This is a genomic window from Micromonospora sp. NPDC023644, from assembly GCF_040640115.1.
In the GTDB taxonomy this organism is placed as follows: Bacteria; Actinomycetota; Actinomycetes; order Mycobacteriales; family Micromonosporaceae; genus Micromonospora.
On the sequence record NZ_JBFABA010000027.1, the window covers coordinates 35,657 to 59,220 of the forward strand.

The window sequence follows — 23,564 nt, forward strand, 5'->3', positions numbered from 1 at the left end:
CCGCGCCCACCCGACCCGGATCCGGTCGGGTGGGCGCGGCGTGCTCGTCTCGCGGGCGTTCAGCCGCTGGACGACGGCTTGCGGATGGCGTCGCGGACGCGGTCGATGACCGCCAGCGCCGGTCCCGCCGCCAGGTTGCCCTTCGCGGACTGGGCGCTCGGGTGCGGTCGCGTGGGCGCGGTCGCCTCCGCCATCCGTACGGCGCCGGCCATCGTACGGAGCCGGTCGGCGGGCACGTGCTGGCGCAGCAGCGGGAACTCCTGCCGTTCCTCGTAGCGGGCGTGGGTGAGCACCGCGTCGCGCAGCAGGATGATCCCCGTGTCGAAGCCCTCGGCGTCGACACCGCCGGCGATCAGGGTCTTCAGCGTCTCCTTGGCCTGGCGCTCCTCGTCGAGCCGCTCGTCGACCATGGCGTCGCCGCCCCCGCCGGGCAGGGTGCGGGCCAGCGGGTGGACGACCTCCTCCTCGGCCGTCTCGTGTGCGGCGAGGAGCTTGACCAAGTCGTCGAAGGCGTCCCGGCGGGTCTCTCCGGTGCTGCCGATGACCAGCAGGAACAGCTCCTCGATCCGCGCGTGCTGGGCCAGCAGCAGGTCGACGACGTCGTCCTCGGGGCCGCGCGTGGCGGGGGCGCCACCGTCAGGCATGGCTGCCTCCCCGCGCGCGCAGCGACTCCACCGGGTGGGGCCCCTCGGTCTCGATGCGGTACTCGTCGCCGAACCGCTCCCGGTGCATGTCGATCACCTGCTCGCTCGGCGGCTTCTGCCCGTCGTGCAGCTGCTGCTGCATCGACTCGAACCGCTCGTGCGCCTCCCGCACGTACCCCTCGCCGAGCTTGTTCAGGTCGACCTGGGTGGCGAGCAGGTGGCGCAGGTACTCCTTGTTCGGCTCGAAGGTCAGCGGCTCGGGCAGGCCCGCGTTGCCGACGATCTCCTCCGGCTCCCGGCCGTCGTGGCGGCGCAGCAGGTCGACGGCCTGCTGCAGGTGCGCCAGTTCCATCTGCAGGTGCAGCTCCCACACCGCCTTGATGCGCGGGTCGCTCTCCTGCTGCATGAAGGAGTAGTAGAGCCAGCACTCGTTGTACTCGTGGGTGAGCAGCCGCTCCCACCAGTTCTCGCCCGGGTCGAGCAGCGACTCGTAGTGCGTGACGTGCTCCTGCTCGATGAGGCTGATCTCCTGGTAGAGCTGCCGCGCGATCGGCTCCATGTACTGCGGCCCGACGTTCATGTAATAGAACATGACCTGCTGCTCGGCCGACAGGATGGTCAGCGCGTGCAGCTTGGAGCGGGGGTCGACGCTGTTGCGGTCGTACGGGGTGCGCACCTCGTCGAACGGGTGCCGGTGCTCGACGACGGTGGGCCGGCCGGGCATGACCTCGGTCAGGCCCTGCACGACCTTCTCGGCCTTGCGCCGTTCCACCATCTCGTAGAGGTTGGCGTAGCGGTACAGGTGGTCGAAGTCCTCCAGGACGCCGAACTCGTAGCCCTGCTTCAGGTACGGGTCCGGCTCGTGCCGGGCCACCCACGCGGTCAGGTCGACGGCCACCTGCTCGTAGCCGAGCGTCGTCTCCAGCACGCTCGCCGCGCCGGGCAGCAGCCAGTTCACCACCCGCTGCTGCTGGCTCTCCAGATAGCGCACGTACGCCAACTGCCGGCGGACCTCCTGGTCGGGGCAGTTGCGGGCGAACTGGTGCTGGAAGTTGATCGCCTCGACCTCGATGCCGTTCATCGTGATGATGCGGCAGCGGGTGTACGGGTCGACCGCCTCCGGGTCGATGGGCTCCACGTTGAGTTCGCGCCAGTTGCGGATCTGGCTCTCCAGTGGGATTCCTTTGTGCTCCAACGGGTTGAACACGGCGTCTCCTTACTCGGCCGGGGTATCGACTGCCCTACCCCGACAGTCCGGGCGAAAACGGCCCGCCCGGGTTTTCCTCGGGGGACTGGTGATTTCACCGATGCGGGGCCGCCGACGTCGCCCAAGACTGATGCATGTCGATATGCCCCGTCCCGTAGGGAGTGCCCGACGTGTCATCAGCAGCCACCACCACCGTCCGTCCCCGCCCCGCCGTCCGCGTCGCCAGGCTTGCCGTGGCCGCCGTCCTGGCCGCGGTGGGCGCGCTCGCCGCGCCGCCCGCCGCCGCCCAGGCCGCCGCCAACCCGTACGAGCGCGGTCCCGCCCCGACCGTCGCGTTGCTGGAGGCCAGCCGCGGTCCGTTCGCCACCGCCTCGCAGACCGTCTCCTCGCTCAGCGTCACCGGCTTCGGCGGGGGCGTCATCTACTACCCGACCAGCACCAGCGAGGGCACCTTCGGCGCCGTCGCCATCTCGCCCGGCTACACCGCCGCCTGGTCCAGCCTCAGCTGGCTCGGGCCGCGGATCGCCTCGCACGGCTTCGTGGTGATCGGCATCGAGACCAACTCGCGCCTCGACCAGCCGGACAGCCGCGGTCGGCAGTTGCTCGCCGCGCTCGACTACCTGGTGGAGCGCAGCACGGTGCGCAGCCGCATCGACGCCAGCCGGCTCGCCGTCGCCGGCCACTCGATGGGCGGCGGCGGCAGCCTGGAGGCCGCGATCTCCCGGCCGTCGTTGCAGGCCGCCGTGCCGTTGGCGCCGTGGAACCTGGACAAGACCTGGTCCGACCTCCAGGTGCCCACGCTGATCATCGGCGGCGAGAGCGACAGCGTCGCGCCGGTCTCGTCGCACTCGGAGCCGTTCTACACCAGCATCCCGGCCTCGGCGGAGAAGGCGTACCTGGAGCTGAACGGGGCGAGCCACTTCTTCCCGCAGACGGTCAACACGCCCACCGCCCGGCAGACGGTGGCCTGGTTGAAGCGGTTCGTCGACGACGACACCCGCTACGAGCAGTTCCTCTGCCCTGGCCCGAGCGGCTCCGCGATCCAGGAGTACCGCAACACCTGCCCGAGCGCCTGACGCTCCCCGGGGCGGCCACCACCCGTGGCCGCCCCGCGGCGCGTGGCCGCCCGGCGGCATGTCGCTGCCCGGTCGGTGCAGAAACCGTCGGTCGCCGTCCGGCTCGGGCGGTGATCTTCGAGCGTGTGCGCCCGGGGTATCGAAGGTATTGACGGCCCACGTCAGAAACGTACACTCCCAGTGTAAATACTGGCGGCTGCCGGGGGGACGGGTGATGGAGCAAGGGCTCGCACTGCACCACATCGGGGTCCGCTTCGGCGGCCTCACCGCCCTCGACGACGTCTCGCTGCGGGTGCCGCCCGGCCGGGTGGTCGGCGTGATCGGCCCCAACGGAGCCGGCAAGACCACGCTGTTCAACGTCGTCTGCGGCTTCGTCCCGCCGGACGAGGGCTCGCTGACCCTCGACGGACGACCGCTGCGCCCCCGCCCGCACCGGCTGACCCGCCTCGGCGTCGCCCGCACGTTGCAGGGCACCGGCCTCTTCGCCGGGCTCACCGTGCTGGAGAACGTGATGACCGGGGCCACCCACACGGCCCGCGCCGGCTTCCTCTCCGCCCTGCTGGGCCTGCCCCGCAGCGACCGCGACGAGCGCCGGCTGCGCCGGCACGCCCTCGACGTCCTCGACACCCTGGGGATCGCCGGGCACGCCGACGCCGCGCCGGGCACGCTGCCCTTCGCCGTACGCCAGCGGGTCGCCCTGGCCCGCGCGCTGGCCGCGCGGCCCCGGCTGCTCCTGCTCGACGAACCCGCCGGGGGACTGGGCGCCGACGACATCGCCGAGCTGGCGGAGCTGATCCGGGGCCTGCCCCGACGCGACACCGACCCCTGCGCGGTGCTGCTGGTGGAGCACCACATGGACCTGGTGATGGCCGTCTGCGACGAGATCGTGGTGCTCGACTTCGGCCGGGTGATCGCCGCCGGCACCCCCGACGAGGTGCGCGACGACCCGGCGGTCGCCGACGCCTACCTCGGCGCCGCCGTCGACGAGGCCGCCGCATGAGCGGCGACGCCCTGCTCGAGGTGCGCGGCCTGGTGGCCGGCTACGGCGGCGCGCCGGTGCTGCACGGGATCGACCTCACCGTGCCGGCCGGCGCCATCGCGGCGGTGGTCGGCGCCAACGGGGCCGGCAAGACCACCCTGCTGCGCGCCCTCTCCGGCATGCTGCGCCCGGCGGCCGGCCGGGTCGTCCTGGCGGGGGAGGACCTGCGCGGCGTCGCAGTGGAGCAGCTCGTGCGTCGCGGCTTGGCCCACGTGCCGGAGGGGCGTGGGGTGGTCGGCGAGCTGACGGTGGACGAGAACCTGCGCCTCGGCGGGCTGTGGCGGCGCGACCGGGCCGACGCCGCCCGCGCCCTCGACGAGGTCTACCAGCTCTTCGCGCCGCTGGCCCGACGGCGACGACATCACGGGCACCAGCTCTCCGGCGGCGAGCGGCAGATGCTCGCCCTCGGCCGGGCGCTGGTCGGCCGGCCCCGCCTGCTGCTGCTCGACGAGCCGTCGCTCGGCCTGGCGCCGCGGGTGGTCGCCCAGACCATGGCCCTGCTGCGCAGGCTGCGCGACGACACCGGGCTGACCGTGCTGCTGGTCGAGCAGAACGTACGCAGCGCCCTCTCGATCGCCGACCAGGGCGTGGTGATGTCCCTGGGCCGGGTCGTCACCACCGCCCCGGCCGGCCGGCTGCGCGACGACGCCGACCTGCGCCACGCCTACCTCGGCTTCTGAACCCCTCGTCCCCGCAAGGGAGGACCGTTGGACCGCTTCGTCTTCCTCACCCTCGACGGACTGTCCAGGGGCGCGGTCCTCGCCGCGTTCGCCCTGGCCCTGGTGCTCATCTGGCGGGCGGCCCGGATCGTCAACTTCGCCCAGGGCGCGATGGCCGTCGCGACCGCGTACGTCGCCTACAGCGTCTCCGCCGCGACCGGCTCCTACTGGCTGGGGTTCCTGGCCGCGCTGGCCGCCGGGCTGCTGCTCGGCGCGGCGGTCGACCTGGTCGTGATGCGCTTCGTCGACCACGCGTCACCGCTCAACCCGGTGATCGTCGCGCTCGGGCTGGTGCTGCTGATCCAGGCCGTGCTCGGCATGGTCTACGGCAGCGAGTTCCTGCCCGCCGAGACCCCCTTCTCCCGGACCGCGCTGACCGTGGGCGGGGTCGCCGTCGTCTCGCCGTACGACCTGTTCGTCTTCGCGGCGGTCGCGGTGGTGGTCGTGGGGCTCGCCTGGACCTTCACCCGCACGGCCGTGGGCCTGCGGATGCGCGCGGCGGCGTTCGCCCCCGAGGTCTCCCGGCTGCTCGGGGTGAACGTCGGCGGCATGCTCACCCTCGGCTGGGCGTTGGCCTCCGGGGTCGGCGCGCTGGCCGGCATGCTGGTCATCCCCACCGAGCTGGGCCTGCACCCGCACGCGATGGACCTGGTCTTCGTCTCGGCGTTCACCGCCGCCGTGGTGGGCGGGTTGGACAGCCCACCGGGGGCGGTGGTCGGCGGCCTCGCGGTCGGCCTGCTGCTCTCCTACGTCAGCGGCTACGCCGGCAGCGACCTCACCCCGCTCGCGGTGCTGGTGCTGCTGCTGGCGGTGCTGCTGGTCCGGCCCGGCGGGCTGTTCGCCCCGGTCGCGGCGAGGCGGGTGTGAGCGCCACCCGGGCGGCGACCCCGCCGGGCACGCGGGCGCGGGTCGACGGCGCCGGCCCGGCCCGGTCCCGCCGAGGCTCGACCCTGCGGCGTCACGCCGGCCTCGCGGCCGTCGCCGCGCTGCTGCTGGTGGCCGCCAGCTACGGGCTGGAGCCGTTCCGCAACTTCCAGCTCGCCACCGTGGCCGCCTACCTGTGCGCCACCGCCGGGCTGACCGTCCTCACCGGGCTCAACGGGCAGCTCTCCCTGGGGCACGGCGCGCTGATGGCGACCGGCGCGTACACCGTGGCCCTGTGCCAGAACGCGTTCGCCGACGCCGGGATGACCGGCGGCTGGCTGCTCCCGGTCTCGCTGGGCGCGGCCGTCCTGGCCGCCCTCGCGGTGGGCGCCGTGGTAGGGGTGGCCGCCGCCCGGCTACGCGGGCCCTACCTGGCCGGGGTCACCCTGGCCGTGGCGGTCGTGGTGCCGGCGCTGGCCGTCACCTTCGACGGCGTGTTCAACGGCGAGCAGGGGCTGGCGGTGCCGGTCGAGCCCCCGCCGACGTTCCTCGGCGAGTACTTCCCCTACGAGCGGTGGCAGCTCTGGGTCACCGCGGCGGCCACCCTGCTGGCCCTGCTGCTGCTGGCCAACCTCGTCCGCAGCCGGTACGGCCGCACCTTCCGGGCGGTCCGCGACGACGAGGTCGCCGCCCGCCTCGCCGGCATCCACGTCGCCCGCACTCAGGTGCTCGCCTTCGTGGTCAGCGCGGCCGGCGCCGGGCTCGGCGGCGCCCTGCTCGGGGTCCTCGCGCAGAGCGTGTCGCCCGGGGCGTTCTCGCTGACGCTGTCGCTGTTCCTGCTGATGGCGGTCGTCATCGGCGGGCTGGGCAGCCTCGCCGGCGCGGCGTGGGGGGCCGTCCTGCTGGTCGCCCTGCCCGACCTGACGCACACCCTCACCGAGCAGCTCACCCTGTCGCCGGCGCTCGCGCAGCGGGTCGAGGGCAACCTGCCGCTGGCGATCTTCGGGCTCACCCTCGTCGTCGTCATGATCGCCGCTCCCGGCGGCGTGCAGGGCCTGCTGTCCCGGCTGGCCCGCGCCGTCTCCGCGCGCCGGCCGGGCCGGCGTCGGTCCTGAGCCGTCCCGGCCCGCCGCCGGTCCGCGCCCCCGCTCCACCCGCCAACCGCACCGCGACCACCCACCACCACCCGGACCGAGGAAAGGTCGGTGTCCCACATGACACGAACGGCACGGCGCGGCCTCGCGCTCGCCACCGCCATCACCCTGCTCGTCACCTCCGCCGGCTGCACCGGGGACGACGGTGGCGGCCGGGGGGCGGTCCCCGGCGTCACCGACACCGAGATCGTGGTCGGCACGCACATGCCGCTCACCGGGCCGGCCTCCGCCGGCTACTCGAAGATCGCTCCGGCCACCAAGGCGTACTTCGACCACGTCAACGCCAACGGCGGCGTGCACGGCCGGAAGATCACCTACAAGATCATGGACGACGGCTACAACCCGGCGAACACCCAGCAGGTGGTCCGCCAACTCGTCCTGCAGGACAAGGTCTTCGCCATCCTCAACGGCCTCGGCACGCCGACCCACACCGGTGTGCTCGACTTCCTCAAGAGCAACCGGGTGCCCGACCTCTTCGTCGCCTCCGGCAGCCGCAGCTGGGACCAGCCCGACCGGTATCCGGGCACGTTCGGCTTCAATCCCGACTACACCGTGGAGGGCAAGATCCTGGCCCACCACGTGAAGACCAGCCTGCCGGGGCGGAAGGTCTGCTTCCTCGGGCAGGACGACGACTTCGGCCGGGACAGCCTGGTCGGCGTGGAGAAGGTGCTGGGCGCGGGCGCCGTGGCGGCGAAGCAGACGTACGTCACGAGCAACACCAACGTGGCGCCCCAGATCGGCGCGTTCAAGGCGGCCGGCTGCCAGGTGGTCGTCCTCGCCACCGTGCCCGGCTTCACCGCGCTCGCCGTCGGCACCGCCGCCCGGCTGAACTTCAGGCCGCAGTGGCTGGTCTCCAACGTCGGCGCCGACCACCCGACGCTGGCCAAGCGGCTCGGCGCCGCGGCGGGCCTGCTCGAGGGCATGGTCGGCGCCAACTACCTGCCGATGCAGAACGACGCCGCCGACCCGTGGATCCAGCTCTTCACCAAGGTGAACAAGGAGTACAACGGCGACGCGCCGTTCGACGGCAACACCGTCTACGGCATGGCGGTCGGCTACCTCTTCGTGCAGGTGCTCCTCGCCGCCGGCAAGGACCTCAGCCGCGAGGCGGTGACCGAGGCCGTCGCCAGGGGCGGCTACCAGGGGCCAGGGCTGGCCCCGCTGCGCTACTCCGACAGCGACCACTCCGGCTACGGCGGGCAGCGGCTGACCCGGGTCAGCGGGGGGACGCAGGCCTACTTCGGGCCGACGTACGAGACGGACGAGGGCGACGGGCCGGTACGCGAGCACACGGCCCCGCCGGTGACGCCGTCGGCGAACGGGGTGCCGACGGCCTCCTGAGCACCCGGCACGGACGGGGCGTGGCGCGTCGGCCTCCCGGCCCGCCACGCCCCGTCCGTGCCGGCCCAGTCGCTCGACGACCATCGCCGCGCCCCGGCCGCCGCCGACGTCATGTATCTGCATCGGCAGTGCGGTCACGCCGGGGCGCCGTCGGCGCGGTGTGACGTGTCCGTCGGCGTTTCGCCGTTGACGGGTGTCGGCAGCCCTCCTACTATTTGCACTGTGAATGCAGATTCGGGGCGACTCGCGGGCCGGGTCGCCCTCGTCACGGGCGCCAGTCGCGGCATCGGCCTCGCCATCGCCCGCCGGCTCGTGGCCGAGGGCGCCCGCGTGGGGCTGACCGCCCGGCACCCGCAGGCCCTGGCCGAGGCGGTCGCGGCGCTCGGCGGGCCCGACCGCGCGGTGGCCGTGCCCGGCCGGGCCGACGACGCCGGGCACCGCCGGGCGGCGGTCGACGCCGTCACCGACGCGTTCGGGCCGGTCGACGTGCTGGTCAACAACGTCGGCGTCAATCCGGCGTACGGGCCGCTGGTCGGGCTGGACCTGGCGGCGGCCCGCAAGATCCTCGACGTCAACCTGGTCGGCACGCTCGGCTGGGTGCAGCAGGTCGCCGCCGGGATGGGCGCCCGCGGCGGCTGCGTCGTCAACGTCTCCTCGATCGCCGGCCGCGTCCCGTCACCCGGCATCGCCTTCTACGGGGTGAGCAAGGCCGCCGTCGACCACCTCACCGCGTGCCTGGCCGTCGAGCTCGCCCCGAAGGTCAGGGTCAACGCGGTCGCGCCCGCCGTGGTGAAGACCCGCTTCGCGGCGGCGCTGCACGAGGGGCGGGAGGAGGAGGTCGCCCGGGCGTACCCGCTGAGGCGGCTCGGGCTGCCGGACGACGTGGCCGGCGCGGTCGCCTTCCTCGCGTCCGACGACGCGGCCTGGATCACCGGGCAGACCCTCGTCCTCGACGGTGGGGTCAGCCTCGCCGGCCGGCCGGCCGGATGACCGCGTCGGGCCCGCGCCGGGGCCGGGCGGCCGTGGCGTCGGCCGCGGCTAGACTCGGCGCGGCGGTGCGGGCGACGTGACGGCGATGAGGAGGCGGGCGCGGATGGGCGGTGCCGAGGCTCCGGTCCGGGTCGACGGCCGGACCGCCCGGGCCGAACGCACCCGGGCGGCGATCGTCGAGGCGCACCTGGCGCTCATCTCCGAGGGCGACCTGCGGCCGACCGGCGAGCGCATCGCCGAGCGGGCCGGCATCTCGCTGCGGACGCTCTGGACCAACTTCAAGGACATGGAGACGCTGTTCGAGGCCAGTGGCGCGGAGCTGCTCCGGCAGCAGGACGCGGCCCACCGGCCGATCTCGCCGGCGCTGCCGCTGGACAGGCGGGTCGACGCGTACTGCCGGCAGCGGGCCCGGCTGCTCCAGCTCATCGCGCCGTCGGCCCGCGCCGCCCAGATGCGCGAGCCGGTCTCCGGGCAGCTGCGCCGCAACCGCCTCAAGCACATCGCGCGGGTCCGCGACGAGGTCGAGCACCTCTTCGCCGCCGAGCTGGAGCGGGCCGGTCCCGAGCGGGAGCAGCTGGCGAACGCCCTCGTGGCCGCGAGCATGTGGCCGGCCTGGTCGATGCTGCGCGACGGGCTGGGGCTGGGCGTGGACCAGGCCCGCGCGGTGATGGCCCGCACGGTCGCCGCCCTGCTGGCCGACGTCGGCCCGCGCTGACGCGCGACCCGCGCGAAGGCGGTGCCGCCGGTCTTTCCATCGGGCTACCGATAGGTAACACTCGATTCATGGTTACTGCATCGTCAGTGCAATTAACCGTGTTGCGCGGCCGGGCCGACGAGTGCGCCGCGATCCGGCGCCTGCTGGGTGACCTGCCCGTCGTCGGGGGAGCGCTGCTGGTCCAGGGCGAGCCGGGCTCCGGCCGGAGCGCCCTCGTCGACTACGCGCACCGGCACGCCGAGGGCTGCACCGTCCTGGCCGGCACCGGGCTGCCCGAGGAGGCGGGCCTGCCGTACGCGGGGCTGCAACGGTTGCTGGACCCGGTGCTCGACCGCGCCGGGGCGCTCCCGGAACAACAGCGCCGGGTGCTGCTGCGGGCACTGGCCGGCGCGGGCTGCCCCGCCCACCGCCGCCTGGCGCTCTCCCTGGCCGTGCTCGGCCTGCTCGCCGCCGCCGCGCGGGAGCGCCCGCTGCTGTGCACGATGGACGACGTGGACCGGGGCGACCCGCCCACCGCCGAGGTGCTGGCGTTCGTCGCCCGCCGCCTGCGCCGGGCGCGGGTGGCCGTCCTGCTCACCACGGCCGCGGACGTCCCGCTCGGCGGGATAGCCCGCCACCGGCTCCGCCCGCTCGACGACCGGGACAGCGCCGCCCTGCTCACCGACCTGTTGGCCGGCCGGCCACCCGCGCCGCCCGTGGCCGCCGCGCTCGGCGCGGCGGCCGGCGGCAACCCGCAGGCCCTGGTCGACCTGGCCGAGGCGCTCACTCCGGGCCAGTCCCGCGGGGAGGAGCCGGTGCCCGAGACGCCCCCGCCCGACGGCAGGCTGGGCCGGGCCTACCGCGCCCGGCTGGACCGGTTGCCGGCCGACACCCGCCGCGTCCTGCTGCTCGCCGCGCTCGACGAGGACGGGGAGCCGGCCACCCTGGTCCGGGCCGCCCGCGTCGCCGGCACGGCGGTCGAGGCGCTCGCGCCGGCCGAGCTCGCGGGCCTGGTCCGCGTCGAGCCGCGACGGGTCACGTTCCCGCAGCCCCTCGTCCGGGCCGTGGTCCGGGCCGCCGCGCCGCTGGCCGAGCGGCGCGCGGCGCACCTGCTGCTCGCCGGCGTGCTCGACGGGGCCGGGCACCGGCTGCGCCGGGCGGGGCACCTCGCCGACGCCGCCCAGGGCCCCGACCCGGCCCTGGCCGCCGAGCTGGAGCAGGCGGCGGCCGAGTGCGCGGGCGCTTCCACGGCGGCCTCGGCGGCGCTGCAACGGGCCGCCGAACTCAGCGACGACCCGGTGCGCGCCGCCGCCCGGCTGGTGGCCGCCGCCCGGTACGCCTGGTCGGCCGGCCGGGCGCACCGGGCCCGACTGCTGCTGGGAGGCCTGCCCGGCACCGTGGACGCCGCCGTGGCGGGCCGGGCCGGGCTGCTGCGCGGGGAGCTGGAGCTGCGCGCCGGCCGGCCCCGGTCCGCGCTCACCACGCTGCTGGCCGCCGCGGACGCGCTGGCCGGCACCGATCGCGCGCTGGCCCTCGGCGCGCTGGTGCGGGCGGGCGAGGCCGCCTGTTTCGCCGGTGACCAGTACCGCTACGCCGACGTCGCCCGGCGGGCGGAGCCGTTGCGCCGCCCCGACGACCCGCCCGCGACCGAGCTGCTGAGCTGCTACGTCGCCGGGACGGCGGCGACCCTGCGCGGCGACCACGAGCAGGCCGGCCCCGCCCTGCGCCGGGCGGTCGTCCTCGGTGGACAGCTGACCGGGCCGGCGCTGACCCCCTCCGCCCTGACCTGCGCGGCGGCGGCCGGGCTGCTGGTGGCCGTGGACGGCGCGGCGCACCGGCTCGCCGAGCGCGCCGTCGAGCTGGCCCGCGAGCGGGGCGAGCTGTCCGCCCTGCCGCGCGCGCTGGAGCTGCGGGCGGCCGCCGAGTACTGGCTGGGCCGGCACGACGCCGCGGTGGAGAGCTCCCGGGAGGGGCTGCGGATCGCCCGGGACACCGGCCAGGACAACTGGGCCGCCGTGCACCTGGGGATGCTGGCGGTGCTGGCCGCCGTCCGGGCCGACCGCGGCACCAGCCTGCGCCGGATTCGGGAGCTCGGCGAGGACCCCGGCGGGCACAGCCGGCCCCGGGCCCTCGCGCAGTGGGCGTTGGCCGTGCTGGACCTGGTCGACAACCGGCCGGCCGCCGCCGCCGCGCGGCTGGCCGCGCTGGCCTGCCCCGGCACGGGCCGGGGGCAGGTGATGGTCCTGGTGATGGCCACCCCGTACCTGGTGGAGGCGGCCGCCGCCGTCGCGGACCGGCCGGCGGCCGGCGCCGCCCTCGCCGTGTTCGACCGGTGGGCCAGCAGCACGGCGAGCCCGTCCCGCCGGGCCCTCTCCGCGCGCTGCCACGGGCTGCTCGCGCCCCGGGGCAGCGCCGAGGCGGAGCGGGAGTTCCGCACCGCCCTGCGGCTGCACCCGACGGACGCCGGCGCGTTCGAGCGGGCCCGAACCGAGCTGCTCCTCGGCCGGGAACTGCGCCGCAGCCGCCGGCCGCGCGCGGCCCGCGAGCACCTGCACGCCGCCCGGGAGGCGTTCACCCTGCTCGGGGCGGCCACCTGGGCGGAACAGGCCACCACGGAGCTGCGGGCGGCCGGGGAGTCGGTCGGCCCGCCGGAGGCGTCGGCGGCGCGACTGCTGACCGGCCAGCAGCTGCGGATCGCGCAGCTGGTCGCCGAGGGCGCCACCAACCGGGAGATCGCCGCCCGGATGTTCCTCTCCACCCGTACGGTCGACCACCACCTGCGCAACATCTTCCACCGCCTCAACATCCGCTCCCGCACGGAACTCGCCCGCGCCCTCTCCTGACCCGCCCCCACCCCCACCCTCGACCGGCGCCGATCATGCAGTCGTGGTGCCCCGCGAAAGCCGCGAAGCGGCACTGATCGCCCACCAAAAGTCCATGATCGACGCCGGTGGGGGTGCGGGGGAGGGGAGGGGGAGGGGGGGGTCAGGGGAGTACGACGGTGCGGGCGCCCTCGCCGCGGGACATGCGGGCGAACGCCTCGGGGGCGCCGTCGAGCGTGGTCCGGTCGGTGATCAGGTAGCCGAGGTCGAGGGTGCCGTCGAGCACCGCCCGCGCGAGCTCGGGCACGTCGCGGTCCGGGTCGGAGGAGCCGTAGACCGAGGAGCGCAGGGTCCGGGCCGAGTGGAAGATGTCCAACGCGCCCAGCCCCACGATGTCGTCCTTGGCCCCCATGCCGACGACGGTCACCTGCCCGCCCCGGCGGGTCGCCCGCCAGGCGGTGCGGATCGTGGCGCTGCGCCCGACGCACTCCAGCGCGTGGTCGACGCCCCGGCCCCCGGTCCGCTGCCGGACCGCCCGGCTGAGCGACTCGTCGGCGAGCAGGAAGTCGGTGGCGCCGGCCGCGGTGGCCAGCGCCGCCTTGCTCGGGGAGACGTCGACGGCGAGCACCGGGTCGGCGCCGGCGGCCCGCGCGGCGGCGACCACCGACAGCCCCACCCCGCCGAGGCCGACCACGGCCACCGACTCGCCGGGGGCCACCTTCGCCGTGCGGCGGACCGCGCCGACGCCGGTGAGCACGGCGCAACCCAGCAGCGCCGCCGACTCGAAGGGCAGCTCCGCCGCCACTCCGATGACGGCGTCCTGCGGCACCACCACCTCCTCGGCGAGGGCGCCGAGGCCGAGCGTGACGTGCAGCGCCTCGCCGGCCGGCGTACGTCCCCGGGGGGCCGAGGGCGAACCGGTGCGCTCGCACAGCCACGGCTCGTCCCGCCCGCAGTACCAGCAGCTGCGGCACGGCGGGGCCCAGTTCAGCACGACGTGCGCGCCGGGCGCGACCCGCGTGACGGCGTCGCCGACCTCGACCACCACCCCGGCCGCCTCGTGCCCGAGCACCAGCGGGTACGGCGGCGCGAGCGTCCCGTCCACCATAGACAGGTCGGAGTGGCAGACACCCGCCGCCCGGACGCTCACCCGCACCTCGCCCGGGCCGGGGGCCGGCAGCTCGATCTCCTCCACCAGCAGCGGGGCGTCGACGGCCCGGACGACCAGCGCCCTCATCGCTGGATGGCCTTGACCTGGAGGAACTCCTCGAGCCCGTGCCGGCCCAGCTCCCGGCCGAGGCCGGACTGCTTGTAGCCGCCGAACGGGGCGAGCGGGTTGAACGGGGCGCCGTTGACGTCGACGGCGCCGGTGCGCAACCGCCGGGCCACCCGCAGCGCCCGTTCCCCGTCGGCCGACCAGACCGCGCCGGCCAGCCCGTAGCGGGAGTTGTTGGCGACGGCCACCGCCTCGTCGTCGTCGCCGAACGGGATGACCGCGAGCACCGGGCCGAAGACCTCCTCCTGGGCCAGGGCGCTGTCGGGGTCGACGTCGGCGATCACCGTCGGGGCGACGAAGAACCCCCGTTCCGGCAGCGGGGCGTCCGGCCCGCCGGCGACGAGCCGGCCCCCGTCGGCCAGCCCTCGGGCGACGTGGTCGCGGACCCGTTCGCGCTGCGCGGCGGAGACCAGCGGGCCGAGCCGGGTGGCCGGGTCGAACGGGTCGCCGAGCCGGTAGCCGCCGGCCGCCTTGGCGGCCAGGTCGAGGGCCTCGTCGTAGCGGTCGCGGTGCACGAGCAGGCGGGTCCAGGCGGTGCAGGTCTGGCCGGAGTTGAGGAAGGCGTTGCCGACCCCCACCTTCACGGCCGTGGCCAGGTCGGCGTCGTCGAGGACGAGGTTGGCCGACTTGCCGCCGAGTTCCAGGGCGACGCGGGCGATCCGGTCGGCGGCGAGGTGGGCGATCCGTCGGCCGGTGGCCGTCGAGCCGGTGAAGGAGACCATGTCGACGTCCGGGTGCGCGGCGATGGCCTCGCCGACCACCGGGCCGGTGCCGGTGACCAGGTTGACCACCCCGGGCGGGAAGCCGGCCTCGTGGATCGCGTCGAAGAGCAGGTACGCCGTCAGCGGGGTCAGCTCGCTCGGCTTGAGCACCACCGTGCAGCCGGCGGCCAGGGCGGGGGCCAGCTTCGCGACGACCTGGTGCAGCGGGTAGTTCCACGGGGTGATCGCGCCGACCACGCCGACCGGTTCCCGGACCACCAGCGAGTTGCCGACGGTCTCGTCGGCCGGGGGGCGGGCGGCCAGCTCGACGTAGCTGTGCAGGACGGTCAGCGGCAGGCCGGCCTGGACCCGGGCGGCCACCTTCAGCGGGGTGCCCAGCTCCAGGGCGACGGTGCGGGCGATCTCGTCGGCCCGGGCGGAGAGGGCGGCGTGCAGCCGGTCCAGGCGGGCGGCCCGCTCGGCGGGCGCGCCGTCGGCCCAGCCGGGGAAGGCGGCCCGGGCCGCCGCGACGGCGCGGTCGACGTCGGCCGCCGTGCCGGCCGGCACGGTCGCGACGACCTCCTCGGTCGCCGGGTTCCGCACCGCGACGGTCTCCCCGGAGCCGGCGGCGACCCACTCTCCGTCGAGGTAGAAGGCGGTCCGTGCGAGATCCATCGTGCCCCTCACGTACGTCGGCCAAAACTAGCAGCGCAAGTTTTGACTTTAGTACGCGTCGGCGGCCGGCGGGAGGGGTGGCAGCGGCCCGATGTGCTCCTCGTAGGTGCGCGACAGCCCGTGGACCAGCGCGTCGAGGCCCAGCGCGAAGGCGCCCTCGTCCACCCGCTGCTGGTGCTCGGCCAGCCGGTGGGCCTGGGTCAGGTGCGGGTACTGCTCCGCGTACAGCCCCGGGTCCTCGACGAAGCCCCGGGCGAACGAGCCCAGCGCCGAGCCGGCCACGAAGTAGCGCATGAGCGCGCCGATGTGCGTCGCCCGGGCCGGCGGCCACCCGGCGGCGACCAGTCCGCCGTAGACGGCGTCGGCCATGGCCAGCGCCGCCGGCCGGCGCCCCGGCCCCCGGGCCAGGTACGGCACGATGTTCGGGTGGGCGGCCAGCGCCGCGCGGTAGGAGTGGCCCCACCGGCGCAGCGCCTCCCGCCAGTCGACGCTGCCGAAGAACGACACGTCCACCTGGCCGGTGACGCTGTCGGCCACCGCGTCGAGGATCTCGTCCTTCGTGGCGAAGTGGTTGTAGAGCGACGGCCCGCGCACCCCGAGCTCGGCGGCGAGCCGGCGGGTGGAGAAGCCCTCCAGCCCTTCGGCGTCGATCAGCGCGGCGGCGGTCTCGACGATCCGCTGCCGGCTGAGCAGCGCCTGCCGCGGCCGGGGCATCCGGTCCTCCTTCGCTCGGGTGGTCCGTCGCAGACTCTGCCACAACCGGGTCTGGACGGAATTAAACTTGCACCGCTAGTTTAATGCGCATGGATCTGGAGCTCTCCGCCGAGCAGGCGGCGGTCCGCCGGCTCGCCGCGGACTTCGTCGACCGCGAGGTGACGCCGCACGCGGCCAGCTGGGACCGTCGCGAGTCCGTCGACCCCGACATCGTCGGCAAGCTCGGCGACCTCGGCTTCCTCGGGCTCACCATCGACGAGGACGACGGCGGTTCCGGCGGCGACCACCTCTCCTACTGCCTCGTGCTGGAGGAGCTCGGCCGGGGCGACTCCGCCGTGCGCGGCATCGTCTCGGTCTCCCTCGGGCTGGTCGCCAAGTCCGTCGCCGCCCACGGGACCCCGGCCCAGCGGGCGGAGTGGCTGCCCCGGCTCTGTTCCGGCGCCGCCCTCGGCTGCTTCGCGCTGACCGAGCCGGACAGCGGCTCCGACGCGGCCGCGCTGACCACCCGGGCGGTCCGCGACGGCACCGACTGGCTGATCACGGGCGCGAAGATGTTCATCACCAATGGCACCACGGCCGACGTCGCGCTGGTCTTCGCCCGCACCGGCGGCCCGGGGCACCGGGGCATCAGCGCCTTCCTGGTGCCCACCGACGCGCCGGGCCTGACCCGGCGGGAGATCCACGGCAAGCTGGGCCTGCGCGGGCAGGCCACCGGGGAGCTGCGCTTCGACGGCGTACGGGTGCCGGACTCGGCGCGCCTGGGCGAGGAGGGCGCCGGCTTCCGGCTCGCCCTCGCCACCCTGGCCAAGGGCCGGATGTCCGTGGCCGCCGGCTGCGTCGGCATCGCCCGGGGCTGCCTGGACGCGGCCGTCGGCTACGCCGGGCAGCGCACCCAGTTCGGCAAGCCCATCGCCGGCCACCAGCTCGTGCAGCAACTGCTCGCCGCCATCGCCGTCGACACCGACGCCGCGCGGCTGCTGGTGTGGCGGGTGGCCGACCTGATCGACCGGGGCGAGCCGTTCGCCACCGAGGCGTCGATGGCCAAGCTCTTCGCCAGCGAGGCCGCGGTCCGCGCGGCCAACAACGCCGTCCAGGTCTTCGGCGGGTACGGCTACATCGACGAGTACCCGGTCGGCAAGTACCTGCGCGACGCCCGCGTCGCCACCCTCTACGAGGGCACCAGCCAGATCCAGCAGCTGCTCATCGGACGCGCGCTCACCGGCGTCAACGCCTTCTAGAGCCAGGGAGAAACCGTGACCAGATTCGCCGACCGGGTCGCCGTCGTCACCGGCGCCGCGCAGGGCATCGGCGCCGCCACCGCCCGCCGGCTGGCCGCCGAGGGCGCGGCGGTCGCCGTGGTCGACCTCGACGCGCAGCGCAGCCGGGCCGTCGCCGACGAGATCGCCGCCGCCGGTGGTCGGGCCCTCGGCATCGGCTGCGACGTGACCGACGCCGAGGCGGTGGCCGCCATGACCGCCCAGGTGGTCCAGGCGTACGGCGGGCTGCACGTGCTCGTCAACAACGCCGGGATCACCCGCGACAACCTGCTGTTCAAGATGGCGCTGCCCGAGTGGGAGGCGGTGCTGAGGACCAACCTGACGAGCATGTTCCTCTGCTGCCAGGCCGCGCAGGAGCACATGGTGGCGGCCCGCTACGGCCGGATCGTCAACCTCAGCAGCCGCTCCGCGCTGGGCAACCGGGGCCAGGTCAACTACGCGGCGGCGAAGGCCGGCGTGCAGGGCCTGACCGCCACCCTGGCCGTCGAGCTGGGCCCGTTCAACGTCACCGTGAACGCGGTCGCCCCCGGCTACGTGGCCACCGCGATGACCGCGGCCACCGCCGAGCGGGTGGGCAGCAGCCCCGAGGAGCACCAGCGGACGGTCGCCGAGCACACCCCGCTGCGCCGGGTCGCCCAGCCGGCCGAGATCGCCTCGGTGATCGCCTTCCTGGCCAGCGACGACGCCTCGTACGTCAGCGGCCAGACTCTGTACGTCAACGGCGGCGCGCGCTGAGTCGCGCGTACCGCCGCACCGACCCGGAGGGGACATGGACTTCGCGCTCTCGGACACCGAGCGGGCCATCCGCGACACGGCCCGCGACTTCATCGCCAGAGAGGTCATGCCGCTGGAGCAGGAACTGCTCCGGCGCGAACGCGCGCACCGGCCCGGGCTGGAGCCCGACGAGCTGCGCGAGTTGCAGCTCAAGGCACGGGCGTTCGGCTTCTGGGGGCTGGCCACCCCCGAGGAGTACGGCGGCATGGACCTGCCGGCCGTCGCCCAGTCGCTGATCTGGACCGAGCTCGGCCGCTCGTTCGTGCCGTTCCGGTTCGGCGGCGAGGCCGACAACATCCTGTTCCGGGCCAACGACGAGCAGAAGCGGGAGTTCCTGATCCCCACGATCGAGGGGGAGCGGCGCAGCTGCTTCGCGATCACCGAGCCGGGCGCCGGGTCCGACGCCGCCAACATCAGGCTCAGCGCCCGGCCCGACGGCGACGACTGGGTGCTCAACGGCGAGAAGACCTTCATCACCGGCGGCAACGAGGCCGACTTCGCCATCGTCATCGCGGTCACCGACCGGGAGAAGGGGGCCCGCAACGGCGGCGCCACGGCCTTCCTGGTGGACCGGGCGATGGGCTGGCGCTCGGAGTTCATCCAGACCATGGGCGAGGGCGGGCCGGCCGCGCTGGTCTTCGACGACGTCCGGGTGCCGCGGCGGAACATCCTCGGCGAGCCCGGCCAGGGTTTCGCCCTCGCGATGGAGTGGATCGGCAAGGGGCGCTACACCATCCCCTCGCACGCCGTCGGCATCGCCGAGCGGGCGCTGCGGATGGCGATCGACCACGCCAACACCCGGCAGACGTTCGGCCGGCCGATCGGCGACAACCAGGCGATCCAGTGGATGATCGCCGACTCCGAGACCGAGCTGGAGGCGGCCCGCTGGCTGATCCTGCGGGCGGCCTGGACCGTGGACCAGGGCATGGACCCGCGGCACGCCTCCTCGATGGCGAAGCTCTACGGCGCCGGCATGGTCAACCGGGTGGTCGACCGGGTGCTGCAGATCCACGGCGGCATGGGCTACACCCGGGAACTGCCCGTCGAGCGGTGGTACCGGCAGGTCCGGCTCTACCGCATCTTCGAGGGCACCGACGAGATGCAGCGGCTCATCATCGCGCGGGACCTGCTGCGCGGCTACACCCGGCTGGGAGGGCACCTGGCATGAGGACCTTCGACTCCGTCGACGACCTGGCCGCCGCGGTCGGAGAGACCCTCGGCCCGGGGCCGTGGCAGCGGATCGACCAGCGGCGCGTCGACCTGTTCGCCGACGCCACCGACGACCACCAGTGGATCCACCTCGACCCGGAGCGGGCCGCCACCGGCCCGTACGGCGGCACGATCGCCCACGGCTTCCTGACCCTGTCCCTGCTGCCGGCGCTGGTGGGTCGGCTCTACCGGGTGCGGGGCGTGCGGATGGGGGTCAACTACGGGCTCAACCGGGTGCGGTTCCCCGCGCCGGTGCGGGTCGGCACGGGGGTCCGGGCCGTCGCCACCATCGCCGAGGTGTCCCCGGTGGACGGCGGCGTGCAGCTGGTCACCGCCGCGACCGTGGAGTGCGACGCCGGCGGCAAGCCCGTCTGCGTCGCCGAGACGGTGAGCCGGCTCTACGTGGGACCGACGGCCTCCTGAGCCGCCGGCGGCGCCGGTTTCGTGGCGGGGACCACACCGTACGAGCAGTCTTTGGGGGTTTTTGTCTTCTTCATCCATCGGCCGTTCGGTTGATATGGCGACGGCCGTTGGTCTAGGGTGGTGGCACTGCGGTCGCCGGTACCCCGGCGTCGCCGCATCTGCGGGACAGGAAGGGCAGCATGATCACCACGACGACCGCGCCGACCACCACCACCGACGCCGCCACCACGGTCTCCGGTGACGAGACCCGCGCGAGCGAGCTGACCGCCGCCCTCGCCGCCCTGCCGGAGGGGCACCCCGACCGGCCGGCGCTGCGCGCACGGGTCATCGAGGCGTGGCTGCCGCTGGCCCACCACCTCGCCTTCCGCTACAGCGGGCGCGGCGAGCCCAACGGGGACCTGGCCCAGACCGCGGCCCTCGGGCTGATCAAGGCCGTGGACCGGTTCGACGCCTCCCGCGGCGTCGACTTCGCCGGCTTCGCCATCCCGACGATCCTCGGCGAGATCAAGCGCCACTTCCGCGACCGCACCTGGAACATCCGGGTGCCGCGCCGCCTGCAGGAGCTGCGGCTGCGCATCTCCGAGGCCAACGGCACCCTCACCCAGACGCTCAACCGGGCGCCGACGGTCGCCGACATCGCCACCCACCTCGGCATCACCGAGGAAGAGGTGCTGGAGGGGCTCGAAGGCGCCCGCGCCTACAACGCCGTCTCCCTCTCCACCCCGATCGGCGACGGCGACAGCGCCACCGAGCTGGGCGACACCATGGGCGCCGAGGACGGCGAGTTCGAGCTGGCCGAGCTGCGGGTCTCCCTCGGCCCGGCCCTCGCCACCCTCGACGAGCGCGAGCAGAAGATCCTCACCCTGCGCTTCTACGGCAACCTCACCCAGAGCGAGATCGCCGCCCGCGTCGGCGTCTCCCAGATGCACGTCTCCCGCCTGCTCACCCGCGCGCTGGGCAAGCTGCGCGGGCAGCTCGAGGGCAGCCACTGACGAAGCCCGCGTTCCTCGGCGTCGGGGAACGGGCGCGCACACCCCCGCCGCACGACGGCCACGTCGTCGTTCGGCACCCGAGCCGGATCGGCCCACGTCCGCCTCGCCACGCCGGCGGGGCGGACGACGCCGTTTCGGGTGGCGCGATCCTCGGCCCGGGTCCGGCCGACGCCCTCCGCCGGACCGGCCGGCCCGGCCCGTGGCCCTGTCTTCCAGGGTGCCGTGTCGGGTGCCGTACCACCGCATTCGTGCGGTGTCGGGCGTCGTGCCCTGTGGCCGACGTGGTGGCGGTGCCACCATCGAATGATGGTGGATGTCGATGTATTTCGGCGTGGGGCGCAGGCTCGGGCTGCGGTGCTGACGGCCCGGTTGCGGCGGTTGGTGACCTGCGAGTCGCCGCCGGGCGCGGGCCGGGAACTGGCCGCCTGCGCCGACCTGCTCGAGGCATGGGGCGACGCCGCGCTGGGCCGGCGTGGGCGTCGTGTGGTCATCGACGGGCTGCCGCACCTGCTCTGGGCGGCTGCCGACCAACGCGTGCTGCTGCTCGGCCACTACGACACGGTCTGGCCGGCGGGCACCATCCAGCAGTGGCCGTTCACGATCACCGGGAACACCGCGACGGGGCCCGGAGTCTGCGACATGAAGGCCGGCATCGTGCAGATGCTCACCGCCCTGGAACTGCTGCCGGACACCTCGCGGGTCGGGTTGCTGCTCACCTGCGACGAGGAGAGCGGCTCGGCCACCTCCCGGCCGCTGATTGAGGAGCAGGCCCGCCGCTCCGGCGCCGTGCTCGTCGGCGAGCCGAGCACCGAGGGCGGCGACCTGAAGGTCGCGCGCAAGGGCGGATCGGTCTACCGGATCACGGTGCGGGGCCGGGCGGCGCACGCCGGCGTCGAACCGCACCGGGGCGTCAACGCCGGGGTCGAACTCGCGCACCACGTCCTCGCGGTGCAGGCCTTCGCGGCGGGGGAGACGAGCGTGACCCCGACCGCCCTCTCCGCCGGCACCATGACGAACGTGGTGCCCGAATCCGCCGTCCTCTGCGTCGACGTGCGGGCCTGGACCCGCGAGGAGCTGCACCGGGTGGACAGGCTGGTCCGGGAGCTGACCCCCCGACTGCCCGACGCCCGGTTGGCCGTCAGCGGCGGGATCAACCGGTACCCGCTGCCCGCCTCCGTGTCGACGCCGCTGCTGCGGGTCGCGCAGTCGGTGGCGGCGGAGCTGGGCCTCCCCGCCGTGCGCGGCGTCGCCGCCCCGGGCGCCTCCGACGCCAACTTCACCGGGGCCCTCGGCGTACCGACCCTGGACGGTCTGGGCGGGGTGGGCGGCCTGCCGCACGCGCGCGGCGAGTACGTCGACGTCGCGCGGATGCCGGAGCGCACCGCGCTGCTGGCCGCCCTGACGGCCCGGCTCCTCGCCACGCCCGGCGAGGCCCGGCCGGTCGAGGGGCGCCGGCCGCTCGGCGCGGTGCCCGCGGGGCAGGGCTCGTCCGCCGACGGGTGACGCGCCCCGGGTGGCGGCCGGGCCGAAGTCCGCACGGTTGCGTAAACGCGCCCCGCGTCGCGGGGCGATGCTGGATCCGTCGATCGCGCGGGGAGGCGCTCATGGCTCGAATGACCGGTGACCTCGGACCCGACTCGCCGGTGGCGGCGGGGGAGATGGTGCGCAACGCGCGCACCTTCGCCGACCGGATGGCCGCCAGACGCTCCATCCGGCACTTCTCGCCCCAGCCGGTGCCGATGGAGGTGGTCGAGGAGGCGATCCGCGCGGCGGCGACCGCGCCGAGCGGCGCCAACCTGCAACCGTGGCGGTTCGTCGTGGTGACCGACGCGGCCCGCAAGCGCCGGCTGCGGGAGGCCGCCGAGGCCGAGGAGCGGGAGTTCTACGCCCGGCGCGCGTCGGCGCAGTGGCTGGAGGCGATCGCCCCGATCGGTACGGACTGGCACAAGCCCTTCCTGGAGGTGGCGCCGGTCGTGATCGTGGTGTTCGAGGTGCACCAGGGCCCGCGGTCCCCGAGGCCCTACTACGTCAAGGAGTCCGTCGGCATCGCGGTCGGCGTGCTGATCACCGCGCTGCACCACGCCGGCCTGGCCACCCTGACGCACACGCCGAGCCCGATGCGCTTCCTCAACGAGGTGTGCGAACGGCCCCCCGAGGAGCGCCCGTACCTGGTCATGCCGGTCGGCTACCCGGCGCCGGACGCGACGGTGCCGGACCTGGTGCGTAAGCCGCTGCCGGAGGTGCTGATCCGGCGCTGAGCGCCGCGCGGACCCATCCGGCACGTGCGAAGGTGCCGGCGGCGGGGGCGGCCGACGATGCTGGGTGCGGCCCGGAGCGGCGTGCCGCCCGCCCCGTGGTCCGGGGCGCCGCGCCGTCAGCGGACCATCCACCCACCCTTCACTGGACGCTAGGAGAGCCCGATGACAGTCACGTTGGAACGTGCCGGTGTCACGACGTTCCGGGGCCGCCCGGTCACGCTGCTCGGGCCGGAGGTGCGGGTGGGTGACCCCGCGCCGGCCTTCACCGTGCTGGCCAACGACTTCTCGCCCGTGGACCTGGCCTCGTCGGCCGGCACGGTGCGGATCCTGTCGGTGGTGCCGTCGCTGGACACCGGCGTCTGCGACCAGCAGACGCGCCGGTTCAACGAGGAGGCCGCCGCCCTGCCGGGGGTGACCGTGCTGACCATCTCCGTGGACCTGCCCTTCGCCCAGGCGAGGTGGTGTGGCGCCGCCGGGCTGGAGGGCGTCCGCACGGCCTCGGACCACCGCGACCTGTCGTTCGGGCTCGCCTACGGCGTGGTGATCGCGGAGTTCCGGCTGCTCGCCCGGTCGGTCTTCGTGGTCGACGCCCAGGACCGCGTCGTCCACGTGGAGTACGTGCGCGAGGTCGGCGAGCATCCGCAGTACGAGGCCGCGATCGCCGCGGCGCGCGCGGCGTCGTCCCGCTGAGCCGCCGGGGCACCCCCGCTGACCC

General features: G+C 74.9%; 22 protein-coding genes. 17 read left to right on the forward strand and 5 right to left on the reverse strand.

The genetic code is table 11. The annotated features are described in order from the left end of the window. Window positions 1–59: 59 nt before the first annotated feature. Window positions 60–644 carry a hemerythrin domain-containing protein gene (locus AB0G08_RS19435; protein WP_358089630.1) on the reverse strand — a complete coding sequence of 195 codons (585 nt, stop codon included), beginning with the start codon at window positions 642–644 and terminating at the stop codon, window positions 60–62. Further along, window positions 637–1,851, reverse strand: a complete 1,215-nt coding sequence (locus AB0G08_RS19440) for a hypothetical protein (protein ID WP_358089633.1) — start codon at window positions 1,849–1,851, stop codon at window positions 637–639. Before AB0G08_RS19440 ends, AB0G08_RS19435 begins: the two co-directional genes overlap by 8 nt. A 170-nt stretch (window positions 1,852–2,021) precedes the next feature. On the opposite strand from AB0G08_RS19440, the gene AB0G08_RS19445 reads away from it, so the two are divergent. The 9 genes from AB0G08_RS19445 (at window position 2,022) to AB0G08_RS19485 (ending at window position 12,571) form a co-directional block, all read left to right on the forward strand. Next, window positions 2,022–2,927: an alpha/beta hydrolase gene (locus AB0G08_RS19445; protein ID WP_358089636.1), complete on the forward strand. Its 906-nt coding sequence runs from the start codon at window positions 2,022–2,024 to the stop codon at window positions 2,925–2,927. A 214-nt stretch (window positions 2,928–3,141) separates the two neighbouring features. After that, window positions 3,142–3,927: an ABC transporter ATP-binding protein gene (locus tag AB0G08_RS19450; protein WP_358089639.1), complete on the forward strand. Its 786-nt coding sequence runs from the start codon at window positions 3,142–3,144 to the stop codon at window positions 3,925–3,927. Beyond that, the gene (locus AB0G08_RS19455) at window positions 3,924–4,646 is read left to right on the forward strand and encodes an ABC transporter ATP-binding protein (RefSeq protein WP_358089641.1); all 723 of its coding nucleotides are present in this window, start codon (window positions 3,924–3,926) and stop codon (window positions 4,644–4,646) included. The genes AB0G08_RS19450 and AB0G08_RS19455 overlap by 4 nt, the downstream gene beginning before the upstream one ends. Before the next feature lie 27 nt (window positions 4,647–4,673). After that, window positions 4,674–5,552, forward strand: coding sequence for a branched-chain amino acid ABC transporter permease (locus AB0G08_RS19460; RefSeq protein ID WP_358089643.1), 879 nt, complete (start codon window positions 4,674–4,676; stop codon window positions 5,550–5,552). Then, on the forward strand, window positions 5,549–6,664 hold the full coding sequence (locus AB0G08_RS19465) for a branched-chain amino acid ABC transporter permease (protein ID WP_358089646.1): 1,116 nt from the start codon (window positions 5,549–5,551) through the stop codon (window positions 6,662–6,664). Before AB0G08_RS19460 ends, AB0G08_RS19465 begins: the two co-directional genes overlap by 4 nt. Window positions 6,665–6,763: 99 nt before the next feature. After that, the gene (locus AB0G08_RS19470; RefSeq protein WP_358089649.1) at window positions 6,764–8,044 is read left to right on the forward strand and encodes an ABC transporter substrate-binding protein; all 1,281 of its coding nucleotides are present in this window, start codon (window positions 6,764–6,766) and stop codon (window positions 8,042–8,044) included. Window positions 8,045–8,266: 222 nt separating this feature from the next. Further along, on the forward strand, window positions 8,267–9,034 hold the full coding sequence (locus AB0G08_RS19475; protein ID WP_358089652.1) for an SDR family oxidoreductase: 768 nt from the start codon (window positions 8,267–8,269) through the stop codon (window positions 9,032–9,034). A 103-nt stretch (window positions 9,035–9,137) separates the two neighbouring features. Continuing rightward, on the forward strand, window positions 9,138–9,749 hold the full coding sequence (locus tag AB0G08_RS19480; RefSeq protein WP_358089654.1) for a TetR/AcrR family transcriptional regulator: 612 nt from the start codon (window positions 9,138–9,140) through the stop codon (window positions 9,747–9,749). An 86-nt stretch (window positions 9,750–9,835) separates the two neighbouring features. Then, the gene (locus tag AB0G08_RS19485) at window positions 9,836–12,571 is read left to right on the forward strand and encodes a LuxR C-terminal-related transcriptional regulator (RefSeq protein WP_358089656.1); all 2,736 of its coding nucleotides are present in this window, start codon (window positions 9,836–9,838) and stop codon (window positions 12,569–12,571) included. A gap of 142 nt (window positions 12,572–12,713) precedes the next feature. On the opposite strand, the gene AB0G08_RS19490 is transcribed toward AB0G08_RS19485, so the two are convergent. The 3 genes from AB0G08_RS19490 to AB0G08_RS19500 are packed head-to-tail and all read right to left on the reverse strand — an operon-like array spanning window position 12,714 to window position 15,916. After that, entirely contained in the window at window positions 12,714–13,787 is a 1,074-nt protein-coding gene (locus AB0G08_RS19490) for an alcohol dehydrogenase catalytic domain-containing protein (protein ID WP_358089659.1), read from the reverse strand. Beyond that, a complete protein-coding gene (locus tag AB0G08_RS19495) occupies window positions 13,784–15,202 on the reverse strand; it encodes an aldehyde dehydrogenase family protein (RefSeq protein ID WP_358089662.1) in 1,419 nt (472 codons plus the stop codon). Before AB0G08_RS19495 ends, AB0G08_RS19490 begins: the two co-directional genes overlap by 4 nt. 48 nt (window positions 15,203–15,250) lie before the next feature. Further along, window positions 15,251–15,916, reverse strand: coding sequence for a TetR/AcrR family transcriptional regulator C-terminal domain-containing protein (locus AB0G08_RS19500; RefSeq protein ID WP_358089665.1), 666 nt, complete (start codon window positions 15,914–15,916; stop codon window positions 15,251–15,253). 89 nt (window positions 15,917–16,005) lie between these two features. Between AB0G08_RS19500 and AB0G08_RS19505 the strand changes: the two genes are divergently transcribed. The 8 genes from AB0G08_RS19505 (at window position 16,006) to tpx (ending at window position 23,539) form a co-directional block, all read left to right on the forward strand. Next, a complete protein-coding gene (locus AB0G08_RS19505; RefSeq protein WP_358089668.1) occupies window positions 16,006–17,154 on the forward strand; it encodes an acyl-CoA dehydrogenase family protein in 1,149 nt (382 codons plus the stop codon). 15 nt (window positions 17,155–17,169) lie between these two features. Beyond that, complete coding sequence (gene fabG / locus AB0G08_RS19510) at window positions 17,170–17,928, forward strand: 3-oxoacyl-ACP reductase FabG (RefSeq protein ID WP_358089671.1); 759 nt, start codon at window positions 17,170–17,172, stop codon at window positions 17,926–17,928. Between the two features lie 34 nt (window positions 17,929–17,962). Further along, window positions 17,963–19,135, forward strand: a complete 1,173-nt coding sequence (locus AB0G08_RS19515) for an acyl-CoA dehydrogenase family protein (RefSeq protein ID WP_358089674.1) — start codon at window positions 17,963–17,965, stop codon at window positions 19,133–19,135. Then, window positions 19,132–19,599, forward strand: a complete 468-nt coding sequence (locus tag AB0G08_RS19520) for a MaoC family dehydratase (RefSeq protein WP_358089677.1) — start codon at window positions 19,132–19,134, stop codon at window positions 19,597–19,599. Before AB0G08_RS19515 ends, AB0G08_RS19520 begins: the two co-directional genes overlap by 4 nt. A gap of 179 nt (window positions 19,600–19,778) precedes the next feature. Next, window positions 19,779–20,591, forward strand: a complete 813-nt coding sequence (locus tag AB0G08_RS19525; RefSeq protein ID WP_358089679.1) for a SigB/SigF/SigG family RNA polymerase sigma factor — start codon at window positions 19,779–19,781, stop codon at window positions 20,589–20,591. Between the two features lie 354 nt (window positions 20,592–20,945). Next, window positions 20,946–22,094, forward strand: coding sequence for a M20/M25/M40 family metallo-hydrolase (locus tag AB0G08_RS19530; RefSeq protein WP_358089682.1), 1,149 nt, complete (start codon window positions 20,946–20,948; stop codon window positions 22,092–22,094). Between the two features lie 155 nt (window positions 22,095–22,249). After that, window positions 22,250–22,849, forward strand: coding sequence for a nitroreductase family protein (locus AB0G08_RS19535; RefSeq protein ID WP_358089705.1), 600 nt, complete (start codon window positions 22,250–22,252; stop codon window positions 22,847–22,849). Between the two features lie 162 nt (window positions 22,850–23,011). Next, entirely contained in the window at window positions 23,012–23,539 is a 528-nt protein-coding gene (gene tpx / locus AB0G08_RS19540; protein ID WP_358089685.1) for a thiol peroxidase, read from the forward strand. Window positions 23,540–23,564: the final 25 nt, after the last annotated feature.